The organism is Ramlibacter sp. (genome assembly GCF_035548915.1).
Taxonomy (GTDB): domain Bacteria; phylum Pseudomonadota; class Gammaproteobacteria; order Burkholderiales; family Burkholderiaceae_C; genus Ramlibacter.
The window spans coordinates 1-17,913 of the sequence record NZ_DASZSE010000038.1; the positions used below are offsets into that span (position 1 = coordinate 1).

The 17,913-nt window shown below is 68.8% G+C and carries 11 protein-coding genes; 4 read left to right on the forward strand and 7 right to left on the reverse strand.

Annotated elements, in window-relative coordinates; all coding sequences use genetic code 11:
• The coding region (locus VHA82_RS14080; RefSeq protein WP_325544703.1) for a response regulator at nt 1-2,494 on the forward strand (2,494 nt) is incomplete at its 5' end.
• Between the two features lie 34 nt (nt 2,495-2,528).
• On the opposite strand, the gene VHA82_RS14085 is transcribed toward VHA82_RS14080, so the two are convergent.
• Complete coding sequence (locus VHA82_RS14085; RefSeq protein ID WP_325544705.1) at nt 2,529-4,919, reverse strand: ATP-binding protein; 2,391 nt, start codon at nt 4,917-4,919, stop codon at nt 2,529-2,531.
• A 135-nt stretch (nt 4,920-5,054) separates the two neighbouring features.
• On the opposite strand from VHA82_RS14085, the gene VHA82_RS14090 reads away from it, so the two are divergent.
• From VHA82_RS14090 to VHA82_RS14100, 3 genes are all read left to right on the forward strand, one after another.
• Entirely contained in the window at nt 5,055-10,331 is a 5,277-nt protein-coding gene (locus VHA82_RS14090) for a trifunctional serine/threonine-protein kinase/ATP-binding protein/sensor histidine kinase (protein WP_325544707.1), read from the forward strand.
• A 24-nt stretch (nt 10,332-10,355) separates the two neighbouring features.
• Entirely contained in the window at nt 10,356-11,327 is a 972-nt protein-coding gene (locus VHA82_RS14095; protein ID WP_325544709.1) for a tripartite tricarboxylate transporter substrate binding protein, read from the forward strand.
• A 254-nt stretch (nt 11,328-11,581) separates the two neighbouring features.
• A complete protein-coding gene (locus VHA82_RS14100; RefSeq protein ID WP_325544711.1) occupies nt 11,582-11,926 on the forward strand; it encodes a hypothetical protein in 345 nt (114 codons plus the stop codon).
• A 19-nt stretch (nt 11,927-11,945) separates the two neighbouring features.
• Here VHA82_RS14100 and VHA82_RS14105 read toward each other — a convergent pair whose 3' ends face one another.
• The 6 genes from VHA82_RS14105 to guaA all read right to left on the reverse strand — a co-directional run bounded on the left by VHA82_RS14105 (nt 11,946) and on the right by guaA (nt 17,911).
• Nucleotides 11,946-12,860 carry an LD-carboxypeptidase gene (locus tag VHA82_RS14105; protein WP_325544713.1) on the reverse strand — a complete coding sequence of 305 codons (915 nt, stop codon included), beginning with the start codon at nt 12,858-12,860 and terminating at the stop codon, nt 11,946-11,948.
• Nucleotides 12,857-14,230, reverse strand: a complete 1,374-nt coding sequence (gene tadA, locus VHA82_RS14110) for a tRNA adenosine(34) deaminase TadA (protein WP_325544715.1) — start codon at nt 14,228-14,230, stop codon at nt 12,857-12,859. Before tadA ends, VHA82_RS14105 begins: the two co-directional genes overlap by 4 nt.
• 9 nt (nt 14,231-14,239) lie before the next feature.
• On the reverse strand, nt 14,240-14,476 hold the full coding sequence (locus VHA82_RS14115) for a hypothetical protein (protein ID WP_325544717.1): 237 nt from the start codon (nt 14,474-14,476) through the stop codon (nt 14,240-14,242).
• Nucleotide 14,477: 1 nt separating this feature from the next.
• On the reverse strand, nt 14,478-15,107 hold the full coding sequence (locus VHA82_RS14120; RefSeq protein ID WP_325544719.1) for an FMN-binding negative transcriptional regulator: 630 nt from the start codon (nt 15,105-15,107) through the stop codon (nt 14,478-14,480).
• 39 nt (nt 15,108-15,146) lie between these two features.
• Complete coding sequence (locus tag VHA82_RS14125) at nt 15,147-16,181, reverse strand: Cj0069 family protein (RefSeq protein WP_325544721.1); 1,035 nt, start codon at nt 16,179-16,181, stop codon at nt 15,147-15,149.
• A gap of 116 nt (nt 16,182-16,297) precedes the next feature.
• Nucleotides 16,298-17,911: a glutamine-hydrolyzing GMP synthase gene (gene guaA, locus VHA82_RS14130; protein ID WP_325544723.1), complete on the reverse strand. Its 1,614-nt coding sequence runs from the start codon at nt 17,909-17,911 to the stop codon at nt 16,298-16,300.
• Nucleotides 17,912-17,913: the final 2 nt, after the last annotated feature.

Here is a 17,913-nt window from a genome sequence, read left to right on the forward strand (position 1 = left end):
GCCCGCGCCCGCGCCCGCGCCCGCGCAGTTGCCCGCGCAGCCGCCCGCCGCGCCGGGCGAGGCACCGCGCCCGCGCATCGTGCTGGCCGACGACAACGCCGACATGCGCGCCTACATTCGGGATTTGCTCGCCCACAGGTACGACGTCGAGGCGGTCGGCGACGGACTTGCCGCGCTGGAGGCGGTCCGGCGGCGCGGTGCGGACCTCGTGCTGAGCGACGTGATGATGCCGGGCCTGGACGGGTTCGCGCTCGCGCAAAGGCTGCGCCAGGACCCGGCCACGGCCGACATCCCGTTGATGCTGCTCTCGGCTCGCGCCGGAGAAGCGTCGCGCATCGAAGGCGCGGGCGTGGGCGCCGACGACTACCTGGAAAAGCCGTTCACGGCGCGCGAGCTGCTCGCGCGCGTCGCGGGGCGGCTGGAGATGGCGCGGCTGCGTCGCGAGTCGGTGCGCGAGCTCGACCAGCGCGAACGGCAACTGCGCATCGTCACCGACTGCGCGCCCGTCATGCTGCTGCAGGTGGATGCACAGGGGCGCTACGTCTTCGTGAACGAAGCATTCGCGACGCGCATCGGCAGTCGTCCACGCGATCTGATCGGCCGAACGATGCGCGAAGTCCTTCCCGGGGCCACTTACGAGCTTCTGGCGCCGAGGATGGACACCGCGCTGAAGGGACAGGCGATCGAGTTCGACGAGCTGGTGAAGTATCCCGCGACGGGCGAGCGGTGGATTCACTACAGCTACCTGCCCCAGCGCGCGAGCGACGGGCGGCCGGACGGCGTCGTCGGTGTGCTGCAGGACATCACCGACCGCAAGCTCGCGGAAATGCGCGCGCAGGACGAGGCGCGCCGTTTCGAAAGGCTCAACGAGGTCGGGCTGGCGCTGGCCGCCGAATCGGACCTCGAACGGATGGTGCAGGCGGCCACGGATGCGGCCACGGAGTTGTGCGCGGCGGAATTCGGCGCCTTCTTCTACAACGTGCTGAAGGCCGACGGCGAGTCGTACATGCTGTACACGCTGTCGGGCGTGCCGCGGGAGCGCTTCTCGCAGTTCCCGATGCCGCGCAACACGCGTGTCTTCGGCCCCACGTTCCGCGGCGAGGGCATCGTGCGCGTGGACGACATCACACGCGATCCGCGCTATGGCCACAGCGCCCCGCACTTCGGCATGCCCAAGGGCCACCTGCCCGTGTGCAGCTATCTGGCGGTGCCGGTCGTCAGTCGCACCGGCGAAGTGCTCGGCGGCCTTTTCTTCGGGCACTCGCAGCCGGCGCGCTTCACCGAGGAGGCCGAGCGCATCGTGGCCGGCATCGCGGCGCAGGCGGCGGTGGCCATCGACAACGCCCGCCTGCACGAGCAGCGCATGCGCCTCATCGACGACTTGCGCAATGCGGACCGGCGCAAGGACGAATTCATCGCGACCTTGTCGCACGAGCTGCGCAACCCGCTCGCGCCGCTGCGCAACGGCTTGCACGTGCTGCAACTCGATCCCTCGGCCGCGCGAGAAGACCTGCTGCCCATGATGACGCGCCAGGTGAACCAGCTCGTGCGCCTCGTCGACGACTTGCTGGAGGCCTCGCGCATCAATAGCGGCGCGCTTGCCTTGCGCAAGGAACGGATCGATCTGCACGCCGTCGTGCAGCACGCGGCCGAAACCGCCGAGCCGCTGGTGCGCGAACGCGGCCACACGCTCGAAGTCTCGCTGGGCGAGCGCGTTGTGTGGCTCGAAGCGGACGCGGCGCGCCTCGCGCAGGTGCTGTCGAACCTCCTCAGCAACGCCACGCGCTACATGGACCCGGGCGGCCATATCGCCGTGAGTGCAGCGGTCGAAGCGGGGCGCGTCGTGGTCACGGTGAAGGACCGAGGCATTGGCTTCGCGCCCGAAGAAGCGCCGCGCCTGTTCGAGATGTTCACGCGTGGCGAACGGTCGCAAGGCCTGGGGATCGGGCTCGCGCTGTCGCGCCGGCTTGTGGAGATGCACGGCGGAACGCTCGAGGCGCAAAGCGATGGGCCCGGCCGCGGCGCGACCTTCACGCTGTCCTTGCCGCTCGAAGCACCGTCGCAGCCGCAAGCCGCAGCGCCGAAAACGGCGCAGGCGTTGCCGGGAATTCGCGTCCTCGTCGTGGACGACAACCGCGACGCGGCCGATACGCTGCAAGTGCTCCTGCAGTTGCTGGGCGCGCAGGCGCAGGTGGCACACGGCGGTCAGGCGGCCCTCGACTTGTTCGAGCGCGAGCGCCACGATGCCATCCTGCTGGACATCGGCATGCCCGACATGGACGGCTACCAGGTCGCGCGCACCTTGCGCGCCCGGCATCCCGAGTGGCCGGGCACGCTCATTGCGCTGACCGGCTGGGGACAGGATGCCGACCGCACCAAGGGGCAGGAAGCCGGGTTCGACCACCACCTCGTGAAGCCGGTCGACGTCGCCGCGCTGGAGCAGCTGCTGTCCCGGGCCGCGACGAAGTCGGGCGTACCGGCGGTCTCGCTCTGAAGCAAGGCGAGATTCGCGACTAACCCGCCCCGGCTCACTGCTCGACCGTGCGCGCGTCGCGATCCAGACTTTCCAGAATGGAGAGCACCTGAGCCAGGTCGACCGGCTTGGTCAGGTGCAGATCGAATCCGCTCGCGCGTGTGGTGTCGCGGTCTTTCTCCTGGCCCCACCCTGTCACGGCGACGAGGAAGGCCCGGTTGCCCGATCGGCGCAGCGCTTGCGCGGCTTCCAGGCCGTTCATGACCGGCATGCCGAGGTCCAGCAAGATCACGTGCGGCTCGAACTCCCGCGTGACCTGCAGGCACTGCGCGCCGTCGTGCGCCTCGCGTACTTCGTGGCCGAAATGGCGCAGGCTATCGGCGAGCAAGGCGGCGGCATCGACGTTGTCGTCCACGACCAGCACGCGCCGCGCGCCGATGGGCGGCTCGCCCGGCGTTGGCCGAGGGGCCGCCGTCGAATGGGGAGCCTGCACGTCCGCCAACGGCAGCGTCAACTCGAATGTACTGCCCTGCCCCGGTCCGGGGCTGCTCGCGCGGACCTCGCCGCCGTGCATGTGGGCCAGGGCTCGCGCCAACGCGAGTCCGATGCCCAAGCCGCCGTGGGTGCGCTGCAGCGCCGGCGTGAGCTGGGAGAATTTCTCGAAGATGCGCTCCAGGTGCTCTGCGGGTATGCCCACTCCGGTGTCGGCCACCACCACGCGGGCGAAGCGGCTGTCGTGCGAGACGGCAATACGCGACTGGCCGCCGTGCGGCGTGAACTTGACCGCGTTGGTGAGCAGGTTGAGCACGCACTGCGTGATGCGCGTCGCATCGCCTTGCACGAACAGCTCGAGCGAGTCGGCATCCATCTCCAGCCGCTGACCGGCGGCCAAGGCGGCGGGGCGCACGGCCTCGACCGCATCGCGCACGCAGGTGTTCAGCGATATTCGCTGCACGTTCAGGTTCAGCTTGCCTTGCGTGATGCGCGAGAGCTCCAGCAGATCGTCCACCAGCCGCGTGAGATGGCGCGACTGCCGATCGAGGATGCGCACCGCGTCCGCCGCCAGCTTGGGCAAGGGTTCTGCACGCGAGATGAGCTCCACCGCCGTGCGGATGGGCGCGAGCGGATTGCGCAGCTCGTGCGACAAGGTGGCGAGGAATTCGTCCTTGCGCAGGTCCGATTCGCGCAACGCCTGCTCGATCTCGATCTGCCGCGTGACGTCGGTGTTGGTGCCGAACCACTGCGTGACGTGTCCGCTCTCGTCGCGCATCGGCACCACGCGCGTGAGGAAGTCGCGAAACCGGCCGTCGGCGCCTTTGAGCGGAAACACCATCTCGAAAGGCTCTCCCGTGGCGATCGAGCGGGTCCATCGTTCCATCACGCTCGCGAGCACCGCCGGGTCGTGGACCTTCTGCCAACCCCAGCCCTCCATGTCCTCGGCGGTCGCACCCGTGTATTCGTACCAGCGCCGGTTGTACCAGTGGATCCAGCCGTCGGCGCGCGCGATCCAGGCGAGTTGCGGCATGGCGTCGACCATGAGGCGAAACCGTGCTTCGACTTCCTGCCGGGCGGATTCTTCCTCGATCGTGCGGCGCGCGCGCGCGAGCGCCAGGTGCATGCGCGCCTGCTCCACGAGCAGCATCGCAAGCACGCTCAGGGAGGCGAGCAGCGCGTAGATCCGTCCCGCGTAGAAGCCTACGTCGAATCGCCCGGCGTTGAAGATGGCCACGAGCCCGATTTCGAAGAACGATCCGCACAGGGCGACCGCGAACCACAGATCGAGCGTCGAGCGGCGCGGGGTCTTCCACACGGCGACGGCGGCGGCGGCCATCAGCAGCCACTGGCCGTAGCGAAAGCCGTTGAATCCCGCCGAATAGTGGTTGCCGGCGAGCAGCGGCGGCAACGATTCGCTCTGCGCGATCGCCACAAAAGCGGCCGCGGCGGCGGCAACGAGGGTGGCGAGCAGCGCGGCAACGGCCGTCTGCGACCACGTGCCGTGCGTCTGCGCGTCTCGCCGCCGCGCGATCGCATAGGCCAGCCCGAAGATCGCAAGTCCGGTGTGCCAGAAGACATAGAGATACGCCGTCGTCTGGGCGCCGCCGCCCACCACGCCGCCCGAAGCGAAGGCGCCCGGGAACGACAGCAGATGGACGACGGCCATCGTGGCGCAGAACAGGTAGCTGCAGGCAAGCAGCAGCACCGCCTTGCTGCGGGCCAGATGCCATTGGCCCAGCAGCAGCACCATCGTGATCAGCTCGTTGGCGACCAGAACGATCTGGTTGACCGGCACGAACAGCGCAACCGCGCGCGCTTGCGTCTTGGCAAAGGGAAGCAGCGCCGCGAACAGCCCGAGCGACAAGCAGAAAACGACGAGCGCTCCCCGGCGCGATGACTCGGAAGGCGCCTGATGATCGAGAGCGAGCAAGGCGGCGGTGCGATCGAGCATCGCGCAAGATTAGTCGAGTTCGACTCGCCCTGGTGATCATGGCCACGGATGAGCAAGGACCATGATCGCTGACGCCATTGCGGTCCGCTCCCACCGCTAGTAACCTGCAATGTCCAGCACCCAACGCTCCAGCAGATGCCCCTCCCGTCCCAGGATCCAGCCAGCGTGGCGTTCCATGGCACGGGAGCGAAGGAGCTCCTCTACGCAAGCGCGACGACGCGCGTCTCGCGCATCCAGACCCAGCCGGACGGCGCTCGCCTCGTCTGCAAGGAATACCTTGGACCTCGCGGGCCGTTGCGCCTGCTGCAGGAAAAGGACGTGCTCGCGCGTCTCGCGCGAATCGAAGGCGTCGTGCAGCTGGCCGAAGGCACCCCTCCCGACGGCATGCTGCTCCTGCGGGACTGCGGAACTCTCACCCTCGCCCACGTCGTTCGCTCCGGCAAGTGCGATCTGCTCACCGTCCTCGCGCTCGCGCCGCAGCTCGCCCGCACGCTGGGCGAAATCCATCGGGCCGGGATCATCCACCGGGATGTCCACCCCGGCAACATCGTGCTCTCCCCCGCTCTTCAGCCCACGTTCATCGATTTCGACGTGGCGGTCTTGAGCGAAGAGCATCGCGCCGGCCCGCAGGACGGTGCGATGGCCGGCACGCTGGCCTACCTCTCGCCCGAACAGACCGGGCGCACCGGGCGGCCCGTCGACCAGCGATCGGACCTCTATGCGCTCGGCGCGACGCTCTTCGAGATGGCCACGGGCCGGCTGCCCTTCGAGTCGCGGGACACGCTCGAACTCATCCACGATCATCTGGTGCGGGAGCCGACCGCGCCTTCGCAGCTCGACTCGCGCGTGCCCGCGGGCCTCTCGGCCATCATCATGCGCCTGCTCGCCAAGGAGCCGGAACAGCGCTACCAGAGTGCCGAGGGCCTGCTGCACGACCTGAAGCGGTTGCGCTTGGAGCTCGAACAGGGCGCAAGCGACCTGTTCGAGCTGGGCGAGCGCGACTTTCCCGCGCGGCTCACCGCGCCCGCGCGGCTCGTCGGCCGCGAGGCCGAGCTCGCCATGTTGCGCGCGGCTTTCGCCGACGCGCTCGCGGCCGGATCGCGCGCGGTCCTGATCGAGGGCGCGGCGGGCGTGGGCAAGAGCGCGCTCGTGAACGAACTGCGGCCGCTCGTGCAGGCGGCCGGCGGCTGGTTCGTCCACGGCAAGTTCGATCAGTACCAGAAGGAACGCGCGGTCACCGGCGCGCTCATCCAGGCGCTTCGCTCGCTCGGCCGCCTGCTGCTCGCCCGGCCGAGGAACGAATCGGCGGCGTATCGCCAGCGCATCCTCGAGGGGCTGGGCCGCAGCAGCGGCCTCATCACGCGCATGCTGCCCGAATTCGAACTGCTGCTCGGACCGCAGCCCGGCGCCCCGGAGGTGGACCCCAAGCACGCCCAGCCGCAGTTGCAGCAGGCCACCGCGGATCTCCTCGCGGCGATCGCATCGCCCGAACGCCCTCTCGTGATCGTGCTGGACGACCTGCACTGGGCCGGGCCCGCGCCGCTGCGGGTGCTGGAGCGCCTCATCGGCGAGACGAATCTGCGAGGCCTGCTCTTCGTGGCCGCGTACCGCGGAGGCGAGTCGGAGGTGCTGCCCGCCCTGCTCGCCCAGTGGCGCGGGCTGCCCCGGCCGCCGATCGAGATCGCGCTGCCGAGCCTCGGGGTCGACGGCATGACGGAGCTCGTGGCGCTGATGCTGCGGCTCGACCGGCTTGCCGCGGTCGAGCTGGGCCGGGCCGTTCACGCGCTGACGTCGGGCAACCCGTTCGACACGCTGGAAATGCTCAACGCGCTGCGGCGCGACGGCGTGCTCGTCCTGGCGGAAAGCGGATGGCAGTGGGACGAAGAGCGGGTCCGCCGCTTCGTCGGGCGAGGCAATGTGGTGGACTTGCTTGCCGCGCGCGTGGCGAGGCTGCCCCCGCCGTCGCGCGAGCTGCTGCAACTGGCGAGCTGCCTCGGCAACCCCGTCGACTGCAGGCTGCTTGCCACGGCGGCCGGTCTGCGCGAGGACGATCTGCAAAGACACCTGCGCGATCCGCTCGCCGATGGGCTTCTCGTGGCCGACCGCACGGGCGGGCAGGACAGCATCGGCTTTCGGCACGACCGCATTCAGCAGGCGGTGCTGGGCACGATGGACGAGGAGGGGCGGCACGCGAGGCAGCTCGTCATGGCGAGGCGCCTCGCGAGCGAGCCGGCCTTCGAGGACGAAGCCGCGCAGCAGTATCTCGCCTGCGTCGGCAGGCTGCCCGATCCGCAGGAACAGCGCCGCGTCGCGCGTCTGTTCCATGCGCAGGCGCAGGCGCTCGCGGCGGTGGCGAGGTTCGGCTCGGCCGAGCGTTACCTCGCGGCCGCCGACGATCTGCTCGTGGGGTTGGCGCCGGGCCCGGCGTCGCCGGGGGACGCGGAGCTTCGGGCGGCGGTCGACGTGGCCCGCCATGCGGCGCTCTACAGCCTCGGGCGGCTCGACGAATCCGACCCGCTGTTCGCCTCGATGCAGGCTCGGGCGTCCGATCCGCTCGACCTCGTGGAGCCCACGTGCCTGCAGATGCGAAGCCTCAGCATGCGCGGGCGCATGGGCGACTCGCTGAAGCTCGGGCTCGGCCTGCTCGCGCAGCTCGGGCTCGACGTGCCTCCGGACTTCGCGACACCGGACACGCAGCAGCGGCTGGACGCGCTCGCCGAGTGGGTGCGGCAGGACAGCCGGCTCGATCATGCGCGCCGTCCGCAAGTGCACAACCGCCGCTCGCTCGCGATGGCGAAGCTCATGAGCCGCGCGGTGCGCGCGGCGCTCGTCTTTCTCGACACGAAGCCGCTCGTGTGGCTGCTGCTCGAAAGCCAGCGCCTCTGGGCGGAGTACGGCCCCTGCCCGGAACTCGTGGCGAGCCTCGGGCGCCTGAGCGGCATGCTCATTGCCATCAGGAACGACTTTCGCACCGCCTACGACGTCGCCCGCCACGTGCTCGCCGTGGGCGAAGCGCTCGGCTACGAGCCGCAGACGGGCGAGGCGCGCTTCATCTTCGCGAGCTACGCGAGCCACTGGTTCGAGCCGCTGGAAGACACCGTCGAGCAATGCGCTCGCGCCTACGACGTCGTGCGCACGCGCGGCGACGCCGCCTATGCGTGCTACGTCCACGTGATCCTCACGACGGTGCTGGTCGACACCGCGCCCACCATCGCCATCTCGGATGCCGAGGTCAAGGCCGGCTTGAGCCTGTGCGAGCGCACGGGGAACCTGCACGCGGCCGTGCAGCACGCGTGCGTGAGCCAGCTGCTCGGCGCGCTGCGGGGCCGCCCGCCCTCGGAGGAAACCCCGCGCGATCCGGTGCTCGACGAGCAGGCGTTTCTCGCCCGCGTCGGACGCTCGCCGTACATGGAAGTGACGTACACGGAGTACCGGGCCCTGCATGCGCAGCTGCTCGGCGACGTGGATGCGCTCGCCCGGCACGCCTGCGCCCTCATTCCGCTCATGCGCGTGCTGCCGGGGTATTACGTCTCGATGCGCGCGTATTTCTCGGTGGCGCTCGCGCGGGCCTGGCAGATTCAGCGCGATTCGGCCGTCGACGCCGAGGCCATGCTCGCCGAGCTCGACTTCTGCCGCGGCTGGCTCGCGCGGCGAGCGGCCGACCAGCCCGCCAACTTCCTGCATCTGCTGCTGCTGCTGGATGCGGAACGAGCCTGGGCGGTGGGCGACGTGCGGGCTGCCGGCCTCGCCTTCGACGCGGCGCTCGGCGAAGTGCAGAGCCGCCAGCGCCCCTGGCAAAGGGCATTGATCACCGAGCGCGCGGGACTGTTTCAGCTCCATCAGGGGCTCACGCATGTGGGCCGCAGGCTGCTCGCCGAAGCGCGCGACGTGTACGAGGCCTGGGGCGCATCGGTCAAGGTCGCACAGATGCAGCGCGACCACGGCTTCCTCGGCGCCATGACGGCGGCATTGCCCGTGGCGGCGAACCGCGCGGCCGGCGCGGCGGACAGCGTCTCCGCCGACGCACTCGACCTGATGGGTGTGCTTCGCGCCTCGCAGGCCCTCAGTTCCGAGACGAGTCTGGAGCGATTGAGCTCGCGCGTGACGGAGGTCATGGCCGCCTTGAGCGGTGCCACCAAGGTGCTCGTGCTCTCGCGCAACGAAGATCGCTGGTGGCTGCTCGCGCCCGCCCCGGGGGAGTCGTCGATTTCGGTGGCGCAGGCGGCCGAGCGGCGCCTGCTGCCCCTGTCGGCATTCGCGTACGCCGACCGCACCGGCGAAGCGCTGGTCGTGGACGACGCGGTGCGCGACGACCGGTTCGCGCGCGATCCCTACTTCGCGGGCGTGCCGCTTTGCTCCCTGCTCGTCGCGCCGATCTCGAGCCAGGGCACGAGGCGCGCGATGCTGCTGCTGGAAAGCCGCCTCGGGCGCGCCGCGTTCAATTCGCAACGGCTCGATGCGGTGATGCTGATCGCGGGGCAACTCGCCGTGTCGCTCGCCAACGCCCAGCTCTACGAAAGCCTCGAGCAGCGCGTGCACGCGCGAACGCTCGAGCTGGAACAGGCGCAGGAGCAGCTCGTGGCGACCGCGCGCCGCGCGGGCAAGGCCGAGATCGCGAACAACGTGCTGCACAACGTGGGCAACGTTCTGAACAGCATCAACGTTTCGGCGAGCGTCGTGCGGCGCACGATCTCCAATTCGAGGATCGAAGGGCTCATGCGTGCCGTGGGCCTGCTCAGGCAGCACGAGGGCGACCTCGGGCGCTTCGTGCTGAGCGATCCGCGCGGCCAGGTCGTGGTCGGGTACATGGAGCAGGCGGTGCAGGCGCTCGACGCGGAGCGCCGGGAAGCACTGGCGGATCTGGACCGGCTCACGAGCAGCGTGGAGCACATCACGTACGTGGTCGCCACCCAGCAGTCGCACGCCGGGCCCTCCAGCGTGCTCGAGACGGCGCGGCCCGAGGACTTGCTGGAAGAAGCACTGCGTCTGTGCGGCGAGCGCATCGACCGCTCGGGTGTGATGGTGGTGCGGCGCTACGACGACATCCCCGCGGCGGCGCTCGACAAGCAGCGGCTGCTGCAGGTGCTCGTGAACCTGATCGCCAACGCGGCGCAGGCGATGGAGAACATGCCCGAGCCTTTGCGCCGCCTCACGCTGCGCACAGCCCTCGAAGACGTCGACGGCGCGGCGTACCTGCGCATCGGCGTGCACGACGGCGGCGAAGGCATCGCGCCCGAGAACCTTTCGCGCATCTTCGCGCACGGATTCACCACCCGCAAGGAAGGGCACGGCTTCGGCCTGCACAGCAGCGCGCTCGCGGCGATGGAGATGGGCGGACGCCTCACCGTGCACAGCGACGGGCTTGGGCACGGGGCCGTCTTCACTCTGGAGTTGCCCATCAAACACGGTTAGACTGCGCCGCAGACGGGGGACTTCATGACGCGAATGTTGGCGGCACATCTCTTCCGGGCGGCAGTCGCGGCCTTCGCGTTGTCCCTGTCCTTCACCGCTTGGGCCGACTATCCGGACCACGCGATCCGCATCCTCGTGCCCTTCCCGGCGGGCGGGGCCTCCGACGTGATGGCGCGCGCGATCGCGCAGCCGCTGTCGCAGGCGCTCGGCCAGCCCGTCGTCATCGAAAACAAGCCCGGCGCGGACGGCGTGATCGCGGGCGAGACCGTGGCCAACTCGCCGGCCGATGGCTACACGCTGCTCATGGGCGCCGGCACGGGGATGACCTACGCGCCGCTTGCGCGGCTGCAGCCGCCGTACGATCCCGTGAACGGCTTCACGCCGATCGGGCTGGTCTGCGACGCGGCGTTCTTCCTTTACGTGCACGATGGCGTGCCCGCCAGGTCGGTGAACGAGCTGATCGCCCTCGCCCACGCCCGTCCCGGCGCGCTCAACCACGGCAGCGGCACCGCTTTCGCGACGCTGGCGAGCCTGCAGTTCGCCCGCAAGGCCGATATCCAGATGGTGAACGTGCCGTACAAGGGCGAAGCGCCGATGTTCCAGGACCTGATGGCCGGGCGCATCCAGTTCGCGATCGCCTCCGGCGGCGGGCTCGGCTTCGCGAAGGATGGACGGGTTCGCGTGCTGGCCACGACGCTGCCCCGGCGAAGCACGCTGGTGCCGGAGGCGCCCACACTGGGCGAAGCCGGCGTCGGCCGGGTCGACGTCGTGCCCTGGCTCGGCCTCTTCGGTCCGCCGCGCATGGCCCCCGACACCGTCGAGCGCATCGCGCGGGCATTGCGAACCGTGCTGGATCGACCCGACGTGCGCGAGCAAAGCGAGCGGCTCGCGTTCCAGATTCGGCCGAGCAGTCCGCAGGAGCTGAAGGCGTTCGTGAAGGATCAGCTCGAGACCTGGCACCAGGCGATGGACGCGGCGGGCATCAAGCCGCAGTGAGGCCGCAGTGACGCCTAACCGGCGATTCGAGGCGATCCGGCGCATCTGCATCGAGCCGCGCCCGGAAAGTTCCCTTCTCGCGAAACTTGACGGGGGCAAGCTTTGAACCTCTGGTCTACCGAGAGGCCCTACCCTCACGACTCGTTACCAACTCGTTGATTTTGCGTATAGTTTTTTGCGAAATCCGTCACGCCACCGACTTGCTCTTTACGCACGCTACACCTACCTTAGAGGCACGCACTGCCTCATCCACCATGCGCTGGCTCAAACCCAATCTCAGGAACAGCATCTACGGCCTGCTTGGACATGCGCAGTCGCCGTCGGAGTCGATCCTCGAGAGCGGCATGGAAGACATCCGCGAGTCCATGCTCGCGCTGCTCGGCGAGGCGGGGCCGAAGCGGTTTTCCCAGGTCACACGGCGCATCCGCTACGCGAGCGACGTCCAGGCGCTTTGGTACCTGCGCGGCGACCTGATGGCGGCGCTCGCGGCGATGGATGGGGAGATCGTCGCGCGGCAGAAAGTCCAGCGCATCACCGACATGTTCCGCGGCCTCGTGCCCGGCAGCATGAATTCGCGCCCGAGCCCGCTGGTGGGCTGACGCCAGGCGAACCGGCCCTTCAGCGCCGGTTCCCCCAGATCAGGAAAGCATCGCGGCCTTCCACCGACAGGTGGACTTTCGCGCCCACGGGCAGCGCGACCTTGGTCGGCACGTGGCCGAAGGGCAGCCCGGTGAAGACGGGCGCCTTCACTTTCGATCGCAGCCAGTCCACGACCGTCTGCAGCTTGAAACCCTTGTCGTTGGGCACGGCCTTGTAGTTGGTGAAGCGGCCGAGCACGATGGCCTTCTGCTTCGCGAGCAAGCCCGTGTAGAGAAGCTGCGTGAGCATGCGTTCGATCCGGTACGGGTGCTCATGGACATCCTCCAGGAACACGATGCCTCCCGCGACTCGCGGCATCCACGGCGTGCCCGCGAGCGCCGTGAGCACGGCCAGGTTGCCGCCCCAGAGGATGCCCTCGGCATGCATGGGCTTGGCCACCGCCTCCGCCTTCGGAAGCTGCCAGCCGGCGCCCTCGCCCGTGCCGTCGGCAAGTTCCTCGAAGCAAGCCTGCATGATGTCGTCGGGCTCGCCTTCGACGCCGAAGTCCTCGCCGACCGCAGGCCCCGCCCACGTCGCGCGGCCGGTGGTGGCGAGCACCGCGTTCTGGAACGCCGTGAAGTCGCTCAGCCCCACGAACTTCGTTCCGCGATCGATCGCCTTCGCCACCGCCTTGTAGTCGATGGCGGGCAGAAGCCGCGTGAGGCCGTAGCCCCCGCGCGTGATGATCGCGATGGCCGCGCCGCTTTTCGCCGCGCGCGAGATGGCCGCGAGCCGCGTGGCGTCGTCGCCCGCGAAGCGCATGTGCGTGGTGAATGCGTCCGGATCGAGCTCGACCTCGTGGCCGAGCGCCTTCAGGCGCGCGACGCCGCGCCGCACGGCGGCCTTGTCGCGCACCGCGCTCGAAGGCGAAAAGACGTAGATGCGTTGATTCACGCGCGGAAGTATCCCACCGCGGCGCGCGCGATCTCTTCGCCATGCTCCTGGACGAAGTGTCCGCCCTCGGCAACGAGCATCGGCGCAGGACAGCCGCGGATCACGGAGCGCAATGCTTCCATCGCGGGCGGCCCGAGCACCGGGTCTTTCGCGCCCACGGCCATCAGCGTCTTGCCCTGCCACTCGTTCGAGAGGAAGTCGCGCGCGCGCCGCGAGACCGCGGCGCCATCGGAGTCGGGGAACTCCGGGACCATCGGCGGGAAGACTCGCGTGGCCGCGCGATGGCCGCGATCCGGGAACGGCGCATCGTACGCGGCGCATTCCGCAGGGGTCATGTGCGGATTGCCGCGGGCGAAAAGACGCGCCACGTCGAAATCGGGATTCTTCGCGCACATCTCGCGCCAGGCGAGAAAGCCCGGCGTGAGCGGCACATCGCCCGTCCCGAGTGCCGTGTTCATCACGAGCAAGCCGCGATACCGGTCGGGTGCTTCCATCGGCAACGTGAGCCCCAGAAGGCCGCCCCAGTCCTGCACGACGAGCACGATGTCGCGCAAATCGAGCCGCTCCACGAATTCGAGCAGCACCTGCCGGTGCCAGGTGAAGGTATGGGCGGATTCCTTCTTCGGCTTGTCGCTCTTGCCGAAGCCGATGATGTCCGGCGCCACCACGCGGTCTCCGGCCGCGAGGAAGACCGGGATCATCCTGCGATAGAGGTAGCTCCACGAGGGATTGCCGTGCAGGCACAGCCACGTGAGCGGCGCATCGGCCGGGCCCTCGTCGAGGTAGTGCATGCGCAGGCCCGCGAGCGCCGGCAGGTCGTTCAGGTACCGCGGCGCCCATGGGTAGCCGGGCAAGCTTTCGAAGCGCGAATCGGGCGTTCGCAACGCATCGTCACGCAAGCGATATCCATTCATCCGTGCCTCCTGCCTTCGAGATTGGAAGAATCGGCTCAGCAATTCGCCGCACTCATCGGCGAGCACGCTGTCGCGCACTTGCGTCTGATGATTGAGCTGCGGGTTGCCGAAGATGTCGATGACGGAGCCGGCCGCGCCCGTCTTGGGATCGGCCGCGCCGAACACCACGCGCTTCAGGCGGGCATGCAGCATCGCGCCGCAGCACATCGCGCAGGGTTCGAGCGTGACGTAGAGCTCGCACCCGTCGAGCCGGTAGTTGCCGATCGCGGCGGCGGCTTCGCGCAGTGCGACGATCTCGGCGTGGGAAGTCGGGTCGTGACGGTGCACGGGCCCATTGCGGCCGCGGCCGATCACGCGTCCTTCGTGCACGACCACCGCGCCCACGGGTACTTCGCCTTCGCTTGCCGCAAGCCGCGCCTCCTCGAGCGCGAGACGCATGAAGTCCTCGTCGGTCATCCGCGCCGTCTACTTTTTTTCGTCGGTCGTGTCTCGCGGCTGCTGCAGCGTGGCCTCGATGCCCGACTTGAGCTGGTCCAGCTGCTGCTTGGTGTTCGCTGGGGTTCCGACTGCGGGCGCGGGCTGCCCGGGCACGGCCACGGTGGGCACCGCGGGAACCTGCACCGAAGCAAGCTGCTTCCGGGCGATGAGGCCGACGATGACAACGGCCACCACGAGCCCGATGATCCCGAGGACACCACGCATGTCAGTTCCCTTCGAGCCCCTTCAGGCCGAGCCGTTGCATCCACTCGGCGAGCGCGCGTTCATCGGCGTTACCTTCGGCGTAGGCGGCGCGAAGCCGCGCGTGCGATTCCGGGCGGTGCTGGTTCAGCTTCAGCTTGCATTCCCAGCGGACGACGTCGAGTTCGAATGCCATGATGCCCGCGAGCATCGACAGCCGGAAAGCTTCGTCGAGACTCGCCCATTGCTCGGCGTAAGCGGCTTCGTGGTCGCCGATCAGGCTCTTGAGCACGACTTCCTTCTGCTCAGGCGCTTCGAGCAGCCGCGCCTGCACGGTGCAATGCACAGCCAGGTAGTTCCAGCTCGGCACACGCTGGCGGTCCGCATAGATCTTCGGCGACTGATAGGCGTGCGGCCCGAGGAAAGTCACGAGCGCCGTCGGGCGCGCCTGCAGGTAGCGCCAGTGGGGATTCGGCCTGGCGCAGTGTCCGAGCAGCACGAAGCGGTCGTCGCGCTCGCGCAGGTGCAGCGGCAGGTGCGTGACGTACGGCAGGCCGCCGTCGTCCACCGACACGAGACTCGCGAACGAATGCGCGCGCATCAGCTCCGCGGCGATGGCGCGATCCTCGGACTTGAATTGAGGCGGCTGGTACATGGCTCGACTGTAGCGGCAACCGGGTGCAGCCGCATGGACTCAGCTCGAATGGACAAGACGGCGCCGGACCGCCTCGACCAAGGGACCGATCACGGACGGCGGAAAGGGCGCGACGCTGCTGACGTTGATCTCGCAGAGCACGAACCCGTCCGCATCCGCGCTGCCGTGCTCACGGTACATGAAGTCGCAGTCCCACAGGAGCGGAAGCCGCGCGTGGGGCACGCCGACCCGGGTTCGCAGCTGTTCGATCCACCCGGACTCGAGCAGCCGTCGCAGACCCTGGCATTCCCGCAAGTCCGCGTCGTGATAGAGCCGCGGACCTGGCTCGCGAGTTTGCCCGTCGGGCGCCGCCGGAAACAGCGCGTTGACGGCCTGAAGGCCGAAGCCCGCGACGCGATCCTCCACGAGGTAGGCCCTCACGGTTCCATCGACGAGGCGCGGCTGCCAGGGCTGATCGATCATGTGCCCGCCTCTCGCGGGTTCGAAGTACGGAGCGAGCCGCCGCATCAGTTCGGCCAATGCGATCACCTCATCGACGCTGCCGCGTTCGGCATGCAGCACGCGCACGAGGCCATCCGAGTCTGCGACGCTTTCGACCCGCCACACGCCGATTCCGCTGTGGCCCCGGTGCTGCTTCAGCACGCGCGCGCCGCGAGCGAGCCGTTGCGGCAGCCGCGTCTTCAGCTCGGAAAGCGACTCGACCCGGTGCACGTCGCTGCCGAAAGGCAGATCGCGGGTGTCGAAGAGCACGTCTTTCGTTCCGAGCTTCAGGATGGTGTCCGGATGCGCGCTGACCGTCACGCCGGAATCGGCGAGCTCCCGCAGCATGGCATCCAGGCGATCGCGACGCCGCCCCTCGTGGATCGGGTTGTGCCAGACGAGAACGAGCGCGGCGTTGCGAAGCTGCGCCTGCACTTCGTCCGCGAAGTCGTCGTGATACACGGCCGCCTCCGCGCGGATGCCCGCGGACGCGAAGGCGTCGAACAAGGCGGCGAACCGGCTCTCGGCCGGATTCGAGCGGTCGCGGGCCGCACGGTCTCCGGGGTAGAGCAAGGCGACAGGTCGTTGCGTCAATGGGCTTCCTCCTCGTGGTGAGAACCGCGCACGATGGGCTCAGGCACTGCGGTATGTGAGCCTGTATGCATACGCAAAATCAAACGATAATCATCGTTTTTTGCATACGATCGGGGCTACTCCCACTCGATCGTCGCCGGCGGCTTCGTGCTCACGTCGTAGGTCACGCGGTTGATGCCCCGCACCTCGTTGATGATCCGGCCCGACACTTTCTTCAGGAGCGCATAGGGCAGTTCCGCCCAGTCGGCCGTCATGAAGTCGCTCGTCTGCACCGCGCGCAGCGCGACGACGTAGTCGTACGTGCGCCCGTCACCCATCACGCCCACGCTCTTCACCGGCAGGAACACCGCGAAAGCCTGGCTCGTGAGGTCGTACCAGCTTCTGCCGCTCTGCTCGTCCCGGAAACCGCGAAGCTCCTCGATGAAGATCGCGTCCGCCCGCCGCAGGAGATCGGCGTATTCGCGCTTTACCTCGCCGAGGATGCGCACGCCCAGCCCCGGTCCGGGGAACGGATGGCGGTACACCATCTCGTGCGGCAGCCCCAGCGCCAGCCCCAGTTCGCGGACTTCGTCCTTGAACAGGTCGCGCAGCGGCTCGAGCAGCTTCAGGCCCAACTGTTCCGGCAAGCCGCCCACGTTGTGATGGCTCTTGATCGTCACGGCCTTCTTGGTCTTCGCGCCGCCCGATTCGATCACGTCGGGGTAGATCGTCCCCTGGGCGAGCCACGCCACCGTGCGCGCATGCGTCTCGCGAATCCTCGCGGCCTCGGCCTTGAACACGTCCACGAAGAGGCTGCCGATGATCTTGCGCTTCGCTTCGGGGTCGCTCACGCCTTCGAGCTTGCCGAGGAAGAGTTCGCTCGCGTCCACGCGCACGACCTTCGCGTGCAGGCGGCCTTCGAACATGTCCATCACCATGTCGCCTTCGCCGAGCCTGAGCAACCCGTGGTCCACGAAGACGCACGTGAGCTGTTCGCCGATCGCACGGTGGATCAGCGCCGCGGCCACGGACGAATCGACACCGCCCGACAGCCCGAGGATCACTTCCTCGCCGCCCACCTGCGCGCGAATCTTCTCCACCGCTTCGGCGATGTGATCGCGCATCACCCAGTCCGGCTTCGCGCCGCAGATGCCCAGCACGAACCGCTCGAGGATCGCGCGGCCCTGCTGCGTATGCGTGACCTCAGGGTGGAACTGCACGGCGTAGAAGCGCCGCGACTCGTCGGCCATGCCCGCGATCGGGCAGCTGTCGGTGGACGCCATGAGTTTGAAGCCGGGCGGCATTTCGGCGACCTTGTCGCCGTGCGACATCCACACGTTGAGCATGCCGTGGCCTTCGGCCGTGGCGTAGTCCTGGATGTCGCGCAGCAGTTCGGTGTGGCCGCGCGCACGCACCGACGCGAAGCCGAACTCGCGCTTGTGCCCGCCCTCGACCTTGCCGCCGAGCTGGTGCGCCATCGTCTGCATGCCGTAGCAGATGCCCAGCACCGGAACACCGAGTTCGAAGACGGCCTGGGGTGCCTTGTCGGTCGTCTCTTCGTACACGCTCGCGTGGCTGCCCGAAAGGATCACGCCCTTCAGCCGGCCGTCGGCGGCGTACTCGCGCACCCATTCGCCGGAGACGTCGCAGGGGTGCACCTCGGAATACACGTGTGCCTCGCGCACGCGCCGCGCGATGAGCTGCGTGACCTGGGAGCCGAAGTCGAGGATGAGGATCTTGTCGTGTTGCATGT

Bases quoted from the DNA above. Each gene is read 5' to 3' on its own strand.
- VHA82_RS14085 (WP_325544705.1), bottom strand. From the start codon at position 4,919: ATGCTCGATCGCACCGCCGCCTTGCTCGCTCTCGATCATCAGGCGCCT.
- VHA82_RS14090 (WP_325544707.1), top strand. From the start codon at position 5,055: ATGCCCCTCCCGTCCCAGGATCCAGCCAGCGTGGCGTTCCATGGCACG.
- VHA82_RS14095 (WP_325544709.1), top strand. From the start codon at position 10,356: ATGACGCGAATGTTGGCGGCACATCTCTTCCGGGCGGCAGTCGCGGCC.
- VHA82_RS14100 (WP_325544711.1), top strand. From the start codon at position 11,582: ATGCGCTGGCTCAAACCCAATCTCAGGAACAGCATCTACGGCCTGCTT.
- tadA (WP_325544715.1), bottom strand. From the start codon at position 14,230: ATGACCGACGAGGACTTCATGCGTCTCGCGCTCGAGGAGGCGCGGCTT.
- VHA82_RS14115 (WP_325544717.1), bottom strand. From the start codon at position 14,476: ATGCGTGGTGTCCTCGGGATCATCGGGCTCGTGGTGGCCGTTGTCATC.
- VHA82_RS14120 (WP_325544719.1), bottom strand. From the start codon at position 15,107: ATGTACCAGCCGCCTCAATTCAAGTCCGAGGATCGCGCCATCGCCGCG.
- guaA (WP_325544723.1), bottom strand. From the start codon at position 17,911: ATGCAACACGACAAGATCCTCATCCTCGACTTCGGCTCCCAGGTCACG.